This is a genomic window from Arthrobacter sp. P4_F11 (assembly GCF_056401395.1).
Genome location: NZ_JBFUJK010000012.1, coordinates 127,685 through 145,201, shown reverse-complemented (window position 1 = coordinate 145,201; position 17,517 = coordinate 127,685). Strand labels below are relative to the sequence as shown.

Annotated in this window: 13 protein-coding genes and 1 pseudogene; 8 read left to right on the top strand and 6 right to left on the bottom strand. The window is 62.4% G+C overall.

Annotation, left to right across the window (positions count from 1 at the left end; translation table 11 throughout):
* Positions 1–342, bottom strand: a pseudogene (locus tag AC1DRO_RS14500) (hypothetical protein); the annotation flags it as partial.
* A gap of 290 nt (positions 343–632) precedes the next feature.
* Here AC1DRO_RS14500 and AC1DRO_RS14495 point away from each other — a divergent pair.
* Positions 633–1,163, top strand: a complete 531-nt coding sequence (locus AC1DRO_RS14495) for an amino-acid N-acetyltransferase (protein ID WP_279294088.1) — start codon at positions 633–635, stop codon at positions 1,161–1,163.
* Positions 1,164–1,414: 251 nt separating this feature from the next.
* Here the strand turns inward: AC1DRO_RS14495 and AC1DRO_RS14490 are convergent, their stop codons facing one another.
* The 3 genes from AC1DRO_RS14490 to AC1DRO_RS14480 all read right to left on the bottom strand — a co-directional run bounded on the left by AC1DRO_RS14490 (position 1,415) and on the right by AC1DRO_RS14480 (position 7,060).
* The gene (locus AC1DRO_RS14490; protein WP_476951337.1) at positions 1,415–2,629 is read right to left on the bottom strand and encodes a purine-cytosine permease family protein; all 1,215 of its coding nucleotides are present in this window, start codon (positions 2,627–2,629) and stop codon (positions 1,415–1,417) included.
* A gap of 367 nt (positions 2,630–2,996) precedes the next feature.
* Complete coding sequence (locus AC1DRO_RS14485) at positions 2,997–5,003, bottom strand: hydantoinase B/oxoprolinase family protein (RefSeq protein WP_476951336.1); 2,007 nt, start codon at positions 5,001–5,003, stop codon at positions 2,997–2,999.
* Positions 5,000–7,060 (bottom strand): hydantoinase/oxoprolinase family protein, encoded by a 2,061-nt coding sequence (locus AC1DRO_RS14480; protein ID WP_476951335.1) that lies wholly within the window; start codon positions 7,058–7,060, stop codon positions 5,000–5,002. Before AC1DRO_RS14480 ends, AC1DRO_RS14485 begins: the two co-directional genes overlap by 4 nt.
* 152 nt (positions 7,061–7,212) lie before the next feature.
* Here AC1DRO_RS14480 and AC1DRO_RS14475 point away from each other — a divergent pair, with 152 nt between their 5' ends.
* The 7 genes from AC1DRO_RS14475 (at position 7,213) to AC1DRO_RS14445 (ending at position 16,481) form a co-directional block, all read left to right on the top strand.
* A complete protein-coding gene (locus tag AC1DRO_RS14475; RefSeq protein WP_476951334.1) occupies positions 7,213–8,790 on the top strand; it encodes a helix-turn-helix domain-containing protein in 1,578 nt (525 codons plus the stop codon).
* 206 nt (positions 8,791–8,996) lie between these two features.
* Positions 8,997–9,752 (top strand): FadR/GntR family transcriptional regulator, encoded by a 756-nt coding sequence (locus AC1DRO_RS14470; RefSeq protein ID WP_243178559.1) that lies wholly within the window; start codon positions 8,997–8,999, stop codon positions 9,750–9,752.
* A complete protein-coding gene (locus tag AC1DRO_RS14465) occupies positions 9,742–10,506 on the top strand; it encodes a cache domain-containing protein (RefSeq protein ID WP_476951333.1) in 765 nt (254 codons plus the stop codon). Before AC1DRO_RS14470 ends, AC1DRO_RS14465 begins: the two co-directional genes overlap by 11 nt.
* A gap of 114 nt (positions 10,507–10,620) precedes the next feature.
* Complete coding sequence (locus AC1DRO_RS14460) at positions 10,621–12,069, top strand: aminobutyraldehyde dehydrogenase (protein WP_243178556.1); 1,449 nt, start codon at positions 10,621–10,623, stop codon at positions 12,067–12,069.
* Positions 12,062–13,609 carry an APC family permease gene (locus tag AC1DRO_RS14455; RefSeq protein WP_476951332.1) on the top strand — a complete coding sequence of 516 codons (1,548 nt, stop codon included), beginning with the start codon at positions 12,062–12,064 and terminating at the stop codon, positions 13,607–13,609. The genes AC1DRO_RS14460 and AC1DRO_RS14455 overlap by 8 nt, the downstream gene beginning before the upstream one ends.
* Positions 13,610–13,614: 5 nt before the next feature.
* Positions 13,615–15,060: an APC family permease gene (locus tag AC1DRO_RS14450; protein WP_476951331.1), complete on the top strand. Its 1,446-nt coding sequence runs from the start codon at positions 13,615–13,617 to the stop codon at positions 15,058–15,060.
* A gap of 8 nt (positions 15,061–15,068) precedes the next feature.
* Positions 15,069–16,481, top strand: a complete 1,413-nt coding sequence (locus tag AC1DRO_RS14445; RefSeq protein ID WP_279294087.1) for a flavin monoamine oxidase family protein — start codon at positions 15,069–15,071, stop codon at positions 16,479–16,481.
* 182 nt (positions 16,482–16,663) lie between these two features.
* Here the strand turns inward: AC1DRO_RS14445 and AC1DRO_RS14440 are convergent, their stop codons facing one another.
* Entirely contained in the window at positions 16,664–16,849 is a 186-nt protein-coding gene (locus AC1DRO_RS14440; protein WP_243178549.1) for a YegP family protein, read from the bottom strand.
* 87 nt (positions 16,850–16,936) lie between these two features.
* Positions 16,937–17,446 (bottom strand): hypothetical protein, encoded by a 510-nt coding sequence (locus AC1DRO_RS14435; RefSeq protein WP_476951330.1) that lies wholly within the window; start codon positions 17,444–17,446, stop codon positions 16,937–16,939.
* Positions 17,447–17,517 lie beyond the last annotated feature (71 nt).

Genomic DNA, 17,517 nt, shown 5'->3' with positions numbered 1-17,517 from the left:
CTTCCCAGCCAGTTCGGCGATGGAATGCCGGGCCCAGAACTCCGCCCCGACCGTGCGCAGGGTGTTCTCCTCCGCCACCGCCTTCGCGCCGTTCTCGCAGAACTCGGCCGCCTTGCGCTTCTTGTCCGATTCCGGCCACGCGCAGCCCGGACAGTCGAAGCCGCCGCGCTGGTTCAGCCGCAGCAGCGACTGGGCCGTCCGGGACACCCCGGCCTGGGCCACGGCGCGCTCCAGCGCCACCATCACCGCCTTAACCCCGGCCGCCTCGGTTTTGGGCTTGTGGACCGAGAGCTCCTCCTCGTTGATATCTGCAACGGGTGCGGGCTGCCTACCGAACATCACTGTCTACCTTTCTTTGCGCAACACCACTGAGCGGCACTGCTTTTGGTACTTCGCGACTGCCCCTTATGTGATGCGCGGGGCCGGAAAGCCTGTCGAGAAGTGAGCGAGAAGGTTCGGCGAACGTGTCTGCGCTGAGGCTGCGGACGCCCTTAACCAGCATGGTTTAGAGTTCCCTGCAGAACGGCGCGCAGCTATCCCACGATGGTAGGGATGGCACTTGAAACAAGTCACCATACAGTTCGTCAAAACATGAGCCTCTGGCTGTACAAATCGCCCGAAACAGCTCAGGCATGGCCCGTAGGATTAGCCCTGTAACTGACTCCTTCCACATCCGGCGTGCCCGCACCAGCGACGTGTCCGCCATCAAGAAGTTGGTGGCGCCCTTGGCCGAACAGCGGATTCTAATGGCGAAGGAGTCCGTGGCTTATTACGAGAGCCTGCAGGAGTTCCAGATCGCCGAGTCCAGCGATTGCGAGGTCATCGGCTGCGGCGCACTGCACGTCATGTGGGAGGACCTAGCAGAGGTCCGTACCTTGGCAGCTTCCAAAGATTGGCGCGGCAAAGGCGTGGGGCATGTGCTGCTGGAGAACCTGCTCGAAGAGGCCCGCGCATTGGGTGTGGCCCGCGTTTTCTGCCTCACCTTCGAGGTGGACTTCTTCAAGGGCCACAACTTCGAGGTTATGGCAGACCAGTCCGCTGTGGACCCGGTGGTGTACTCGGAACTCCTTCGCTCACACGACGAAGGCGTTGCGGAGTTCCTGGACCTCGCCCGCGTGAAGCCCAACACCCTAGGCAACACGCGCATGATCCGATTCCTCTAGGACCGCTCGAGGGTAACTCAAAAATCGATCCCTACTAAGGCGCCAGTTCACACATCGGGAGTCCGCTACGCGTTCTCCGTGTGGTCCTCGGTGTCTGAAGCAATTGATCCGCTCCATGTGGAAGGCGCGATGATCATATGCCCAAAGACACTCGGACCCGACAGCACCGTGGAGAAAGTCCGTAGTTTTCTCGCTGACGCGGGTCCGGCAGCGAAAACTGCCGGACCCGCCGAGTTCAAGGCCCTTCATATCTAATGTGTGAGGGCAGGATCAAGCTCTTCATCGGCCGGGTCGATGGTCTGTTCGGAACTGATCAAACGCGGCGGTGAGAGTTTGTAGGCGCCGTAGTACACGCCCGCCGCCAGGGCCATGGTGATCAGGGGAGTGAGTTGGGAAACTACCGGCCACGCCGTCTGTTCGGTGAGTGCAATTCCCACTGCTGAAGCAAACACCCAGGCTACTGCCCCGGGGCTGATTCCCTTGAGATTGGCCGGCCGGATATCGGGGACCTTATCCTGCGCTTTCCAGTTCAGGCCAATGAATACCAGTGCGATGGCCACCCAGGCGGTGACAAAGACGCCCTGCCACGCCAGCGCCTTGAGGAGGTAACTCAAAACATCCGTGAGCATGAGCAAGAAGGCCAGGGCCCCGGTCACGATGACCCAGACAAAGCGAGGCAGGTCCAGCCTGAATACCCGGCTGGCAAAGGCCGACAGATTTTCCGATGCGAGGTAGTAGTTTGCCGTGTTGATGCGCGTCTGTGAAATGAGGATGACAAGGAGGCCAACCAGTCCCAGCGATGAGATAAACGCCTGCACGACGCCTGTTTCCGAGGCTTCAATGCGCCATGCGCTCATGATGTAAATGCCAACCAGCCCGTTCAGCCCGAACGTGAATGCGTAGAAAACCCAGCCGAATGTCACGGTTCCCAGGAACTTCTCGTCCTGCTGACGTCCCATCCTGGCATAGTCGAAGGTATACATCATCATGATGTAGACGCCCATGTAGATAAGGTACGACGTCAGCCAGCCCGGCAGCGCCGACGAGACGGCGGCCTGGCCAATCCAGTCCGTAGGGACGCCCCTGATAAGGGTGGCCGCGACGACCACTGCGATCAGGCCGGCAACATAAAGCGGGAGGAGGACACCGTTGAGTTTGTCCAGCCAGTTCTGCACGCCACCCAAGGCCAGGGGAATGGCGTAGATAACCACCACGGCATACCAAATGAAGATGCTCCCACCGAAGAACTCGTGGAACGCGACGGCAATGATGGATCCTTCGAACACCGCATAGTAAATGGCCGTGGCTGCGAATATCAGAGACGCCAGCGCGGAACCGACGAGTCCGAAAAGGGTACGGGAGAAGAGGCTGACTGTGAGCCCTGTCCGCGCCGCATAGCGTGAGAGAACCTTGTTGATGGCACCGTAGGTGACAACGGTTAGCGCCATTCCGATGAGGGTGTTCACGACGCCGACTGCTCCTGCTGAAGCGACGGCGACGTATATCCAGAACATGGCGGAGAACACCGCCCACCAAGCCATCGTTAGGGACCATCTTCCGGCACGCATACTTGCTGGTAGGACATAGTTTGAGTACGACAATTTCGCACCTTTCACAGCAGTTGAAGTAGCTAGGGAGGGTGAGGCTTAGCCTCGGAACGCTCGAGGAGCAGCACCTGGCTTTGGTACGCGGGGTTCGAGCCGGGGTTCGCTTCCTGCAAAACTGGGTACTTTCCCTGCCCTGGTCACGGATCCATTGCGATTGCAGGACAACGAGGTGCCGGGCCCGCCGATGCGATCAGCGTCGGCGGGCCCGTTGTGGGTCAGAATGCGCTTAGTGCCAATGGGACGAGGAGCGCTTCTCCATGCTCTTGCGAAACTCCGAGGTGGTCTCGGGGAAAAGCTCCCCGGTGCCCCAATCCAGAATCACGCCGTGGCGGCGGATCACGTCGAGCATGTCCACCTCTCCGGCGCGGTACTTCGCAGCCACGTCGACCGGATCGGCGGTCAGCCAGCCGGGGCGGTCGGTGCGGATCTGCTGGCGCAGCTCGTTGCTGGCTGCGTGGTCGATCTCGAACTGGTCCAGTTCGCGGTCGATTTCGCGGATGATGACGCCGTAGTCCTTCGCTGCCCGTTCGATCGACACGTACTCGTCGATAACGTCTTCGAGGACTTCGTCGAGGGGGCGTTCCAGGGGATCGCCGTAGCCGCCCCCACCGGCGGACGGGCGTGTGAATGAGTCGCCGGAGTGCAGCGGAACGGCTGAGAAATTGGACCCGAGGAACTTTTCCTGATCGGTGCCCTTGTTCATCCAGACACCGTGCGGGATGGATGGCAGGCCGCCTTCGATACCCCAAGTGATGGAGCGTGCACGGTCGCAACAGTAGCTCATCACGGTCTTCGTCGCGTCGACCAGAGTGCCGCCCTTTTCGATGCCGAGGCCGCCTCGGAATCTACCGGGCCCGCCGGAGTCGGTGCCGATCTGGTGAACGGTGGTCAGGACGGGTGAGAGCCGCTCCTGGCCCTCGATGGGCTGGACGGCCAAACCGGGACCGAAGACCGGAGCGGTGGCGCTGGCCCCGTCTTTGGAGGCTCGACCACCCCAGCCGCCGGCCATCCAGTCGTACCACATGAAGTAGGGGTCATCGTCGGTGCGGCCGTCGCGGCCACCCACCAGGAGGTATTCGAGGTTGAACGCACATGCCATGGCGCGCTCGGGCATGATCTGGGACCACAGCTCGAAGATTCCGTTCATCAGCTTTTCGTAGGGACCGGAGCAGAACCCGGTGACCGCGAAGGGCCACCCGGCATTGACCACGGTCCCCTCCGGCCCGATTTCCGCATCGACGGCGGCGTAGAAACCGGAATTCAGAGGAACGTCCGGGAAGAACGTCTTGGTGCCGGCGTAGATGGCAGAGTGGGTGGTGCCGTAGCCGGAGTTAAGGAAGGTTTCGACTGCGGGTGCGGAACCGGTCAGGTCGTAGTGGATGCCCTTGCCGTCCAGCGTCAGCTTGATCTTGATGGGCACCAGGCCCTCGCCCTTGCCCGGATCGAAGTCGATGTAATCGGTGGTCTCCCAAACTCCCTGCGGCAGGGATTCCAGGCGGCGCAGGACGATCCGTTCAACGTAGTCTTGGGTTTCCTGCATCGCGGCGACGACCGTCGATTTGGAGTATTTGTCCACCAGGCGGAGGACTTCACGCTCGCACACGGCAGTCGCTTCTGACTGGGCCTGGAGGTCACCCATCGCCTGGCGCGGTGCCCGAGTGTTCGACACCAGGAGCTGGGCGACGTCGTGAAGGAAGACACCCTTGCTCCAGATCCGCACGGGAGTGATCCGCAGGCCTTCGCCGAAATGTTCCTTGGCGTTGACATCGAATGAACCCGGAACGTTGCCGCCAATGTCAGCCCAGTGGCCCTTGTTCTGGGCGAAGGCGATCACCTCACCGTCGGAGAAGATCGGCCGAATGAAGCTAACGTCGTTGAAGTGTGTGCCGCCCCGGTACGGGTCGTTGATGGCGAACACGTCCCCCGGATGAATGTCTTTGCCGAATTCTTCGATGACGGCCTTGCACTGGAAGTGCAGGGTACCGACGTGGACGGCAATGTCGCCGCTGCCCTGCATGACGGTGTTTCCATTCGCGTCACAGAGAGCGGAGGAGAAGTCGCGGGAGTAAATGACGAAGGAATAGCAGGTCCGGAGAATCTGCTCGCTCATCAGGTCGACGCTGGTGACGAAGGCGTTTTTCAGCACCTCGAACGTCACGGGGTCAAGGCCTGATGCCTGCCGTGCATCGGTGTGGGCAACATGGAGATCTGGAATGGTGATCACGTCGGTCATGATTGGGCTTCCTGCTCGTCTTTGAACTCTGTGAGGTGGATCCGGATGTTGAGCCACTCGTCGATTTCGGCGGTGGTGCGCGGGGGCACGACCGTCGTGGAGTCAAGCTGGTCGACGATGGCGGGACCTTGGAACGTCGCGCCGGCACCGAGCTTGGTGCGGTCGTAGACGGGCGTATCGACCCAGCCGTCCTCACCGAAGTACACCGGCCGGACCGAATCGGGCTCGCCAGGCTCGGAGACCCATTCCGTGGCCGGAGCGAAGGAGGGCTTGGGCGTCTTGCCGACAGCGGAGAGCTGCAGCTGGTAGATTTCCACGGGCTGGTCATCCTGGCGGAATGCAAATTCGCGCTCGTGCTGCTGGTGGAAGCTCTGGATGGCTTCTTCCAGAGCACCGTCGCCGGTTCCCATATTCACGGCCAGCGAACGCCACTGTCCCTGGTAGCGCATGGAGATGATCCGCTGCAGGATCGAATTCTCCGCGGATACGCCTTCGTGGCGGAGCCGGGCGGTGGCCTCCGTTTCGAGGGCCTTGTACTTGCTCTCCAGGTCTTCCGGATCGGCGTCGGCGGCAACGGCCGTGTACATCGCGGACAGATCGTGCCTGATATCCACCAGGAGGCAGCCCAGTGCGGACGTGACGCCGGGGTTGGGCGGTACGACGACGGTGGGAATGTTCAGTTCCCTGGCAACCTCTACGCCGTGCAGGGCGCCCGCGCCACCGAAGGCGAGCAGCGCGAAGTCGCGGGGGTCATAGCCGCGGCGGATGGAGATCAGGCGGACGGCGTCAGCCATGTTGGCGTTCGCGACTTGGAGGATAGCGTGGGCGGCCTCCTCTTCGCTCATGTCCAGCGGTGCAGCGATGGCACGCTTGATCACCGCCTGCGAGAGCCCGCGGTCCAGCGTCTTCGCGCCGCCGGCCAGGGTGGATCCCAGCCTGTTCAGGACCACGTTGGCGTCGCAGTTGGTCGGCTCTTCGCCGCCCATGTTGTAGCAGGCGGGTCCCGGATCGGCACCCGCGGACTGCGGGCCGTTGCGCAGCGAACCGGCAATGTCAATGTGCGCAATCGAGCCGCCGCCGGCGCCGATGGTGAGAACCTCGATGCTGGGAAAGACGATGGGGTGGCCGTATTCAACCTGCCATTCCTTGGTGATGCGGAGCTCACCGTCGGAGACCAGGGCAATATCGGTAGACGTGCCGCCCATGTCCAAGCTCACGGCGTTTTCAAAGCCACACTGCTGGGCGATGTGCTTCGCCGCGATGGCGCCGGCTGCGATTCCGGACGCTGCGAGGCGCACCGGGTAGCGTTTGACCATGCGCGGGGTCATGGAACCACCGCCGGAGTGCAAGAGCAGGAGGTCGCCGTCGTAACCGCCGGTTTTGAGCTCATCGGCGAGGCGGCTGACGTAGCCGGACACCAGGGGTCCCAGCACGGCGTTGGAGACGGCGGTGTTGAATCGGTCGTGCTCGAAGATTTCGGGCAGGATCTCGGCCGAGGTGGAGACCGTGGCTTCCGGAAGTTCCTCTTCCAGGATTTTCCGCATCCGGATTTCGTGCTCGGCGTTGGCGTAGGAGTTGATGAAGCAGACGGCGATGGTTGTGACGCCGCGCTTACGGAGCACCGCGGCCAGACGGCGGGCTTCCTCTTCGTCCAGGGGAGTGACGATGTTGCCGGCGTAGTCAATACGCTCGGTCACCTCGAACCTGTCGCGGCGGCGGATGTAGGGACCGGTTACGTCGTTGTAAGCGTCCCAAAGGTCGTCTTTCGTACCGTCCCGGATCTCGATGACGTCCCTGAACCCCTTTGTCGTAACCATGGCTGCGGGGGGAAAGTTCCGGGTAATCAGGGCGTTCGTTGCTACCGTGGTGCCGTGTGAGAACAGCGACACGTCCGCCAGATTGATCTCGGCACGTTCCACCCCGCTCAATATCGCCAGCATGGGGTCAGCGGGTGTCGATGGGACCTTGGTGACACGCATGCGTTGTGTTTCTTCATCGAAAATGCAGACGTCAGTAAATGTGCCTCCGACGTCGACGGCGACTCTGAGATTGGACATCTATTTTCCTCCAGGGCTGATTGGGTACCAACAACCATCCGCTGTGATGTGAGTCTCTGTCACTGGCGAAACTAAAATAACGGGGAGAGACCGTTGTGAGATTTACAATCAGCTTCCACTCGGCCTCCCGTCCCTTTCAGCCAGGAGGCCAGATGCCCGACAAGCCCCCCGTCACTCTTCATGATGTGGTATCAGAAGCTCCCTTAGGCTTGGCCCCGGTAGTTCCGGGCAACCCGGCCGCAGTCATAACGGGAGCCCACACAAGCGACATCCACAATCCGGCGGCCTGGCTGGAGCCGAACACTGTTCTGCTGACCACCGGGTTGAGGTTTGTGAACGCCGAACGGGACGAACTGCTGGCCGTGAGACTCGTAGAGGATCTAAGGAAAGCCCGGGTGGCAGCTGTATTTTTCGGCATCGGGGTCTACTTTGACCAAGTGCCCGCCAAGCTGGTTTCGGCCTGCAAACAAGCCGGTTTCCCGTTGTATACCGTGGCGCCCGATGTGCCCTTCCACCGCATCGAGAACTTCATCAACAAGTCGCAGGCATCTCCTGACGCCTACCTGCAAAAGCGAGCACTGTGGCTAAGCAATGACCTGCTGCAGAGCATTTCTGCTGAGGATCCGGTCAAAGCCCTCATCGTCAGACTCGCCACAGCATGCCGGGGCACAGCGGTGCTTTACGAAGATTCTGGACGAATCGTCGAATCCTCCGGTGACGGCCCGACTCACTTGATCTGGAAAGAGTTGCGCAACCGCAAAAACGAGTCCGATCCCATAGTGATAGGCCAGTGGGAAGTCATGGCCCGGCCACTGGTGCTTCGAGGCGATGGCTTCACCCTGGCCGTGGCCAGTAGAAACCACCGCGTACTGAAGGACCTCGGAGACGTCCTGCTGGAAACGACACAACGGCTCCTGGCCGCAATAAATGGGATCGCTCAGTTCTCAGATTCAAGAGAACGACACGAAAACACGCAGTTGCTCACCATGCTGCAAGACGGCGTTCCGGTGTCCCGCGAGTTCAGGCACTGGGAACGGATGCGCACATTCCGGTTCATACCCTATGCACCGATACGCGCAGTGGTCGCTGCAAATCTCGCCCAGCAGCCATTGGACCCTTCCTTTTCCGAACGACTTTTAAGAGGAGCCGAAACCAGCGGTCTGGGGCTCTTGCTGGCAGAGAACGGGCGAACACCCGAAAACCCGCCAGGCTTTCATGCGCTGGTCTCGGACTCATCAGCCCTGGACGCCTGGCTGGAGTTGACGGACAGGTCCGTTTTCGTCGGCCTGTCTGAACCCTATTCCGATCTTGCAAAGACCCCCGAAGCTTTCCGAGAAGCAGAAGCAGCAGCAGGAATTGCCCGCCGGCAAATCCAGGCCGCAACGACCACCGCCTCCGGAGCATATCGGGGGATCGTCCGGCTGGATGAAGTGGACCCGTCAACATGGCTCCTTGCACGTCGGCAGTCTCCACAGGATAAGGACAAGCTAAACAGGTTTGTTGAAGCCCTCAACGTCGACAGCGAACTGAAACAGACGGTCATCTGGTACCTGGTGAACGACTTGGACGTCGCGAAGGTTGCCAGTGTGTTGTTCGTCCACCCGAACACTGTCCGCTACCGTTTGAAGAAGGTTGAAAACTTGGTAGGCGGGTCGCTCTCGAGCCCGCGGATAATTGCCAACCTTTACCTCGCCTTTCATGATGAAATAGTTCCTTTGACCGAGCCATGAAGGGATCGAGGGATAATTAGAAACAGCCAGTAGGGCCCAGTACGGTTGCTGGGCCCCACGTTCAACGGCTCGGCCAAGCCGGCAGCTGGTGCCGCCGGCGCCGCAGGATGTTGCGCTAAGACCCGAAGTGAAAGATACAGTGGCGCTATGGATGACCGGCCACACCTTTGCGCGCAGATCCCACTACCAACCCGCGGGACCGGACTGTGAGTTCAGAATTGGCACCGCAGCCATCCTCCCGGGGAGCTCGGGCGGCCGTTTTTGCCCAGCTGTCCGGTGCTGGCCGTTCGGAGCAAGTCGCCCAGCGGCTCATCGATGCGATCCTCCTCGGTGTCCTCACACCGGGGGACCGGTTGCCCAGTGAAGCCGAACTGGCACAGCGGTTCGGTGTAGCCCTGGTGACGGCCCGCGAAGCACTAAGCGCCATGCGGGACGCCGGACTGGTGGAAACCCGACGCGGCCGCGAAGGCGGCAGCTTCGTCCTTCCTGTATCCCGGGCGCCGGAAGCACTGCTCTGGGCCCGACTGCGCGGCCTGGCCCGGGTCGATATTGAAGACAGCGCCGTCTACTTCGGGGTGCTCAGCGCCGGCTGTACCGAACGGGCCGCGGAGTTGGCATCGGACGAGGAGGCTGCCCGTCTGAGGTTATGGCTGGACAATGCCGACTTTGCCCAGGTGAGCGACGCTGCCCGGAACGCAGGTGGTTTCTACCTGGAAATCGCCGTCATCAGCCAGTCGCCGCGCCTTGTCCGTGAACAGATCCGCCTCCAGGCCGAATTTGGTTCCCTGCTGTGGCTCGGCGTGGCCGACGAAAATCTGCGCCGGAACATTTACGGGCAAAACGTGAAGATCGCGGAGGCGATTTCCGCCCATGACCCAGAGCAGGCCCGCGCGCTGGTGCGGGGTCAGCTGAGCGAACTGTCGAGTTGGTTGTTGGCAGCAAAAGAAAGAATTGAGCAATGAGAGCATGGCCATGCGCATAAGGGACAACGTGCCGGACGCTGAACGCGGGAGGGAATGCTCGGCCGCCATCGGTGCTCTTTTCACCGGCGTCTTCACCATGTTGGACAGCTGGCGCACAGCGGTGGAGAAGGCGGGGGCAGACAACGCCACCACCCGGATCGACTCGCTGGTGTACTCCCTGGTGGAGCCAGAGCTGACCGTGGCTGACCCCCTCGTGATCGGAGCAGGCTTCATCGCAGCTCCGGAAACAGCCCTCAGTCAGGCGCTGCATTTCGCTTGGTGGCTTGGCCCGCTGTCGGACAATCCCCTGCTGGGCACCACCACGAAGCCCAGCAGGCTGGACCTGGCGTCGCGCGAATACGCGGAGTACCTGCGGGACTTCAGGGCCTTTGAGTGGTATCAGGTCCCCGAAACCACAAGGGCCGGCCACATCACCGGCCCGTACGTAGACCATCTGTGCACCTGCGACTACATCCTGACCCTCACCGTGCCTGTGGGCGTCGGCGGGTCCATGCGCGGAGTCGTGGGGGCGGATATTCTAGTCAGGCGGTTGGAGCCTGAAGTGCTGCCGTTGCTGCGGGCCACGGAGTCGGCGATCGCACTGGTCAGCAGTAGCGGGCGGGTCATTTTATCTGTTTCGCCGACCCTGCGGGTCGGCTCCATCGTCTCCGAAGCCAGCGCCGCCAGCCGCGGATGGGACGCCGTCCCGTGCCCTGGCACACAGCTAAAACTTCTCATGGGAGAAAACATCTAAATTAAACATCCCATTCCAGATGAATTAGGTGTAGTCTCACTTAGGCGCTGTGAACCGCGTCACAGACCGGGCTTAAGCCCGTTGTCCTGATTCTTGCCTTTGGAAGGGAAACCCATGAGTGTGCGCGAGCTACACAACTTCGTCGACGGCCGATATGTCGAATCGTCCTCGACGGAAAGGCTGGAGATTATCAATCCGGCCACCGAAGAGGTCATCGCCAGAACACCCATTTCCAATGAAGTGGACGTAGCCGCGGCGTATGCGGCTGCCTCGGCTGCCTTCGAAAGCTGGGGCGAGACTACGCCGGCGGAGCGCCAGCGGGCGCTGCTGGGCATCGCCTCCGCGGTGGAGGCCCGCGCGGAGGACCTTGCGGACCTTGAATGCGCCGACACCGGCAAGCCCCGCGCTGGTATCGTCTCGGACGAAATTGATGTCCTGGTGGACCAGATCCGCTTCTTCGCCGGTGCCGCGAGGACTTTGGAGGGACGTGCTACGGCCGAGTATCTCGCGGACCACAGCTCCTCCATCCGCCGTGAACCCATCGGCGTGATCGGGCAGGTGGCCCCGTGGAACTATCCGCTGATGATGGCCACATGGAAGGTCATCCCGGCGCTGGCCGCCGGCAACACCGTGGTCCTCAAACCCTCGGATTCCACGCCCAGTTCCACCCTGCTGTTCGCCGAACTGGCCAGCGAATTCCTCCCCGCCGGCGCCTTCAACGTGGTCCTGGGTGACCGGAACACCGGCCGGGCGCTGGTGGCGAACAAGGTTCCGGGCATGGTGTCCATCACCGGATCGGTCCGCGCCGGCATGGAGGTGGCGGGAGCCGCTGCCGCCGACGTCAAGCGGGTACACCTTGAACTTGGGGGCAAGGCCCCCGTCATCGTCTTCAGTGACGCAGACATCACCGCGGCCGTCGAAGGAATCGTCCCGGCCTCGTTCTATAACGCCGGCCAGGACTGCACGGCAGCCACCCGCCTGCTGGTGCACGAGAGCATCCACGACGAGTTCGTTGCAGCCTTTACCGCAGAGGTCCAGGCCAATGCCAAGACCGGCACCCCGGACGAGGAAGGCATCCTCTTCGGGGCGCTCAGCAGCGCCGAGCACCTCAAACGGGTTGCGGGGTTCGTCAAGCGCCTGCCCGATCACGCTGTCGTGGAAACCGGTGGCAAGCGGCACGGAACGGTGGGCTACTACCACGAAGCGACAGTGGTGTCGGGCCTGAACCAGAACGACGAACTGGTGCAGGAAGAAGTCTTCGGACCGATCGTGACTGTACAGAAGTTCTCCACTGACGACGAGGCACTGAAGATGGCCAACGACGTGGACTACGGCCTGGCCTCCTCGGTCTGGACCCAGAACCACACCCGCGCCATGCAGTTCGCCAAGAAGCTGGACTTCGGCTGCGTCTGGATCAACACCCACATCCCGCTGGTCGCCGAGATGCCACACGGCGGCTTCAAGCAGTCCGGGTATGGCAAGGACCTCTCCATGTACGGCCTGGAGGACTACACCCGGATCAAGCACGTCATGAGCTACATCGGGCCGGGCAGCCGTGGGTAACGTCCGGACCCCGGCGGAGCCACCGGGTAAGAACATCGGCGACGGCGAACACCTCGCCGTTCTGGGTTACCAGGACACCTTCGAACGCTCCATGTCCCTGTGGGCCAACTTCGCCCTCGGATTCACCTACCTGTCGCCTCTGGTAGGCGTGTACTCGCTGTTCGCGATCGCCATGTCCACCGGCGGACCGCCGTCGGTGTTCTGGATCCTCATTGTCGGCGCCGGGCAACTGCTGGTGGCCCTGGTGTTCGGCGAGGTCGTCTCGCAATACCCCATTCACGGCGGCATCTATCCGTGGACCCGGCGGCTGTGGGGCCGGCGGTACGCCTGGATGTCAGCCTGGATCTACATCTGGGCCATGATCGTCACCATCACCTCGGTCGCACAGTTCGGCAGCGGATTCCTGGCGAGCCTCTTCACCTTCGAACTGACGCGGGAGGCCACGTTGTGGCTCTCCGTCATTCTGCTGGTTGTTGCGCTTGTACTGAACTTCACCGGAACCAGGACCCTGAGCCGGGTAGCCCGGATCGGTCTGGCCGCGGAGCTCGTGGGCGTCATCGCTGTCGGGCTGTACCTGGTGATATTCCAGCGCAAGCAGGAATTCGGCGTCTTCTTCAACTCCATGGGAGTCCAGGGGGATCAGCCGTACGCCGCCGCTTTCATGGGTGCCGCACTGGCGGGCCTGTTCCTGTTCTACGGGTTCGAGGCATGCGGCGACGTTGCCGAGGAAGTCAGCGACGCGGCCCGGCGCATCCCTCGGGCCATGATGATGACAATCCTGGTGGGGGGCGTCTCGGCATTGTTCTCCTTCTGCGGCTACGTGCTGGCGGCACCGAACCTGCGGGAAATCGTGAACGGCAAAGATGCGGACCCCATCCCCGCCATCCTCGAAGCGGCACTGGGGCCGATCGGCGCCAAGTTCTTCCTGGTCATCGCGCTCACCGCGTTCCTGTCCTGCGTCCTGAGCCTCCAGGCTGCGGCCAGCCGGCTCATCTATTCCTTCGCCCGCGACGGAATGATGCCCGGACACCAGTGGTTGTCCAAAGTCTCCGGAACGGCCAAGGTTCCCACCAACGCGCTGATCGTGGCATGCAGCATCCCACTGGCGCTGTGCGTCATCATCTATCTGGGTCCGAACGGACTCCTGACCCAGGTCACCTCCTTTGCGGTCCTCGGCATCTACGTCGCGTTCCAGTCCGTTGTACTGGCAGCGCTGCGACAGCGGATCAAGGGCTGGCGCCCGGCCGGGCCGTTCAGCCTCGGCGCCGCCGGCTTCGCCATCAATGTGGCCGCCCTGGCCTACGGCATCTTCGCCATGGTCCTGCTGGCCCTGCCCGGCAGCACCGGCGATTTCCTGGCCGACTGGACCGTTTTGACCGGTCTGGCCATCGTCAGCGGAACCGGGCTGCTCTATCTGCTCCTTGCCCGCCCCGATGCTAAATCAACCGCCCCCAGCGGTGACGCCGTGGAGGTTGCCGCGCTGTTGCGGGAACATCAGGGCACCGCACCCGGCGTCGTCGAACACCCGTTGAGGAAGTGAGATCTATGGCACCGAAAAAATCACTCAAGCGTTCCCTGGGCATGTGGGCCATTGTTGGCCTGGGCCTTGGCTATATGACCCCCACGGTGGTCTTTGACACGTTCGGCATTGTCTCGATGGAAACCGGGGGGCTGGTCCCGCTGGCGTACCTGGTGGCCACCGTGGTGATGTTCTTCACCGCACTCAGCTACGGGAAGATGGTGGCGGTCTTCCCGGCCGCCGGGTCGGCGTACACCTACACCCGCGAGACCATGCACCCCGGGCTTGGCTTCGTCGTGGGCTGGGCTGCGCTGCTGGATTACCTTCTGCTGCCGGTGGTCAACGCGCTGCTGATCCGCATCTACATGGAGGCGCTGTTTCCCGAGGCTCCGGGCTGGATCTGGGTAGTGCTGTACGTCGCCCTGATCACCGGCATAAACCTGCGCAGCATGACCTCAACTTCCAAGGTCACCTCCACGCTGGTGGTCTTCGAGATCGCACTGATTGTCGCGTTCGTTGTCCTGGCCGGCATCCAGCTGACCAACGGCATGGGACAGGGCACCATCTTCTCCACAGCACCGCTGTTCAACGAGAGCATGAAAGCTGCGGCGATCCTTACCGGAGCGACCGTGGTGTGCTTCTCCTTCATCGGTTTCGACGCCATCACCATGTACACCGAGGAGGCCAAGGACCCGAAGACCATGCCGCGGGCCATCCTGCTCACCCTGGGGATCGGCGGCGGCATTTTCTTCCTGGCGGCCTGGTTTGGCCAGTCCGTGTTCCCCACGGTGGACCAATTCCAGGTCACCGATGACACGCTGCCGGAAATGGCGCTCTACGTGGGCGGGCAGGTCTTCCAGCTGCTGTTCCTGGCCGGAGCGTTCGCGGCCACCATCGCTTCCGGCCTCTCTTCACACGCCAGCGTTTCCCGCCTGCTTTTCGTGATGGGACGCAACGGCGTGCTGCGCCCCGCCAAACTCTTCGCCTACGTCCACCCGAAATTCCGGACGCCGGTTTTCACCGTGGCGTTGGTGGGTGTGGTCTCGCTGCTGGCGATAACCCCGTCGCTGGAGTTGGTGGCGTCCATGATCAACTTCGGCGCGCTGATCGCTTTCACGTTTGTAAACCTCTCCGTAATCGCCTACTTCGTGGTCCGCAAGAAGCGGTACCGCACACCCAGGGACGTCTTCCACTATCTGGTGCTGCCCCTCATCGGAGCGGGCATGACGGGGGTGCTGTGGGCCTTCCTGCATCTGGAAGCGCTTATTTTCGGTCTGATCTGGACCGTGGCCGGCGTGGTGTACCTCGCTGTACTCACCAAGGGCTTCCGCCGGAAGATCTCCGACTTCGTGCTCGAAGAGGAGCCCGCGGACGATGAGGTCAACGGGCATACCGACGGCGGCGATCACCCCACCAGCGGAGCTCCGGTCCTGGCCGGCGCCGCACCCACCCAAGTCCACGACAAGGAATGAACAAAACCATGACATTCGAGGAAACAGTGAACACTCTTAACCGCGACGTAGTCATCATCGGCGCCGGCGTCACGGGGCTGACAGCGGCCCGCGACCTCAAGGCCGCCGGCCTGACCGTCGCCGTCCTGGAAGCCCGCGACCGTGTGGGCGGCCGGACGTGGACGGACACCATCGACGGCGCCTCCCTGGAGATCGGCGGCCAGTGGATCTCCCCGGACCAGGATGCGCTGACGTCCATCCTCGACGAGCTCGGACTGGAAACCTTCAGCCGGTACCGCGAGGGAAAATCCGTGTACGTCTCCCCGAAGGGCGAGCGGACCGAGTACGCCGGGGACATGTTCCCGGTGCCGGCGGAGACCGGGCGGGAGATCCAGCGCCTGATCGACATCCTGGACGGTCTCGCGGCCGACGTCGGCGCCACGGAGCCCTGGGCCCACCCCAGAGCCCGGGAACTGGACACCATCTCCCTGCACCACTGGCTGCGCCAGCATTCCACCGATGAGGAAGCCTGCGCCAACATCGGCCACTTCCTTGCCGGGGGCATGCTGACCAAACCCGCCCACTCCTTCTCCGCCCTACAGGCCATCCTGATGGCGGCTTCCGCCGGCTCGTTCTCCAACCTGGTTGACGAGGACCTGCTCCTGGACAAGCGGGTGGTGGGCGGAATGCAGCAGCTCTCCGAAACGATCGCCGCAGAACTGGGCGACGACGTCGTACTGGGATCACCTGTACGGAGCCTGCAATGGCGGCAGCGGAAGGACGGCACTGGCGTGACCGCCGTGTCAGAGAAGGCCACGGTCCGGGCAAAGTACGCCATCATGGCCGTTCCGCCCAACCTCTACTCGCGGGTTTCCTTCGATCCGCCACTGCCGCGCCGGCAGCACCAGATGCACCAACACCAATCCCTTGGCCTGGTCATCAAGATCCATGCGGTCTACGATTCGCCGTTCTGGCGGGACGAAGGACTGTCCGGCACCTGCTTCAGTCCGGACCTGACCGTGCAGGAAATATACGACAACACCAACCACGAGGACGCGCGCGGGACGCTGGTCGCCTTCGTGCCAGATGAGAAAGCAGATGCCATGTTTGCGCTCGGCGCTGCTGAGCGGCGCCAGGTGATCCTGGAAGACTTCGCAAAGTCGCTAGGACCGAAGGCGCTGGAGCCCGTGGTGTACTACGAATCCGACTGGGGATCGGAGGAATGGACCCGCGGCGCCTATGCCTCCAGCTATGACCTGGGCGGACTGCACCGGTACGGCGCGGACCAGCTGACTCCCGTGGGACCGATCTACTGGGCCTCCTCCGACCTAGCCGCAGAGGGCTACCAGCACGTCGACGGGGCCGTACGCATGGGCCGCGGCACCGCGGAGAAGATCGTGGCTCGGGACACAGAGTCCATGCCGAGATACGCCGCAAGCTGACGTGCGTGGTTCACCGCCGACCGCTAAGGACCAGTAAGGAATACCGGCGGGTCCGGACCACCGGACCCGCCGAAAGTGGTGGTGGTTCTGCCCTCCGCTTCGGTAGTCCTTGTGCGTTATGTTTAACAAAGCCCGGCCGCACTCAGGGTGGCCGGGCTTCGCTGTGTCCGGAGGGGTGGCGGTCAGGACTCTTCGGTGAGGTCCACGACGTCGGAGCTGGCGTTCTTCTTGACGGACTCGACGCCGTTCAGGGCGCTGGCCTTGGTCTTGTAGCTTTCCGAGGAGGCGATCACTTCGCCGTTGCCGGCCTTCAGCCGGAACCGGTATCCGCCGGACTTGTCCTCGTAGACCTCGAACTTGCCTGCCATGGGTGCTCGTTCGGTTGATCTGCCGGCCGCCGTGGACCGCTGCGCCACACACTACCCGGCACGGGTGCGAAAGAAGACCGTCATGCCCTACGGCGCCAGAAGCGCGCAGACGTCGGTCACGGTGCCCGGGCCGGTGAGCCCCGCATTCGGATACACCGGCCCGTTCAGCGTCCACGATTCCAGACCCACTGCGAGGAAGACGCCAGGCGTACCGTAAACCTTCGGAACCGTGATCAGGTTCCTTCCGGTCGACGTGATGACAATCTCGAAGGTTTTCAAGTCAAACGCCCAACGCACGGTCCCGTTGACCGCGGTCCGAAACACTTTCGAGGCCGGTGCCGGGCCCGTCATGGTGATGGTGGTGGCGGCATTTGTGTCGGCAAAAAACCTGATCTGAGTAGGAGGGGAGGGATGGAGGAATTCAATATCCTTGCTCTTGCTCGAGCCGCTGACCTGGACGTCAATCTGAAAACCAGGGCAGTCGAGCTGGAAAGGGGTCGTGTCATTTGGTATTGGCGGTGCCGCAACGGCGACGCCCGTTCCGGCGAAGAGTCCGATTCCGAGGGCAAGGGCGAGAGGTTTGATCAGGCGCTTCATGAGGCTGCTCCTTCGTGGATGGCGAGACAGTTGACTCCCCATGGGTGCGGGAAGATCCCTGGCAACGTTGG

Excerpts from the sequence above, each read along its gene's own strand:
- AC1DRO_RS14495 (WP_279294088.1), top strand. The coding sequence starts at position 633 with ATGGCCCGTAGGATTAGCCCTGTAACTGACTCCTTCCACATCCGGCGT.
- AC1DRO_RS14485 (WP_476951336.1), bottom strand. The coding sequence starts at position 5,003 with ATGACCGACGTGATCACCATTCCAGATCTCCATGTTGCCCACACCGAT.
- AC1DRO_RS14480 (WP_476951335.1), bottom strand. The coding sequence starts at position 7,060 with ATGTCCAATCTCAGAGTCGCCGTCGACGTCGGAGGCACATTTACTGAC.
- AC1DRO_RS14475 (WP_476951334.1), top strand. The coding sequence starts at position 7,213 with ATGCCCGACAAGCCCCCCGTCACTCTTCATGATGTGGTATCAGAAGCT.
- AC1DRO_RS14460 (WP_243178556.1), top strand. The coding sequence starts at position 10,621 with ATGAGTGTGCGCGAGCTACACAACTTCGTCGACGGCCGATATGTCGAA.
- AC1DRO_RS14450 (WP_476951331.1), top strand. The coding sequence starts at position 13,615 with ATGGCACCGAAAAAATCACTCAAGCGTTCCCTGGGCATGTGGGCCATT.
- AC1DRO_RS14445 (WP_279294087.1), top strand. The coding sequence starts at position 15,069 with ATGACATTCGAGGAAACAGTGAACACTCTTAACCGCGACGTAGTCATC.
- AC1DRO_RS14440 (WP_243178549.1), bottom strand. The coding sequence starts at position 16,849 with ATGGCAGGCAAGTTCGAGGTCTACGAGGACAAGTCCGGCGGATACCGG.
- AC1DRO_RS14435 (WP_476951330.1), bottom strand. The coding sequence starts at position 17,446 with ATGAAGCGCCTGATCAAACCTCTCGCCCTTGCCCTCGGAATCGGACTC.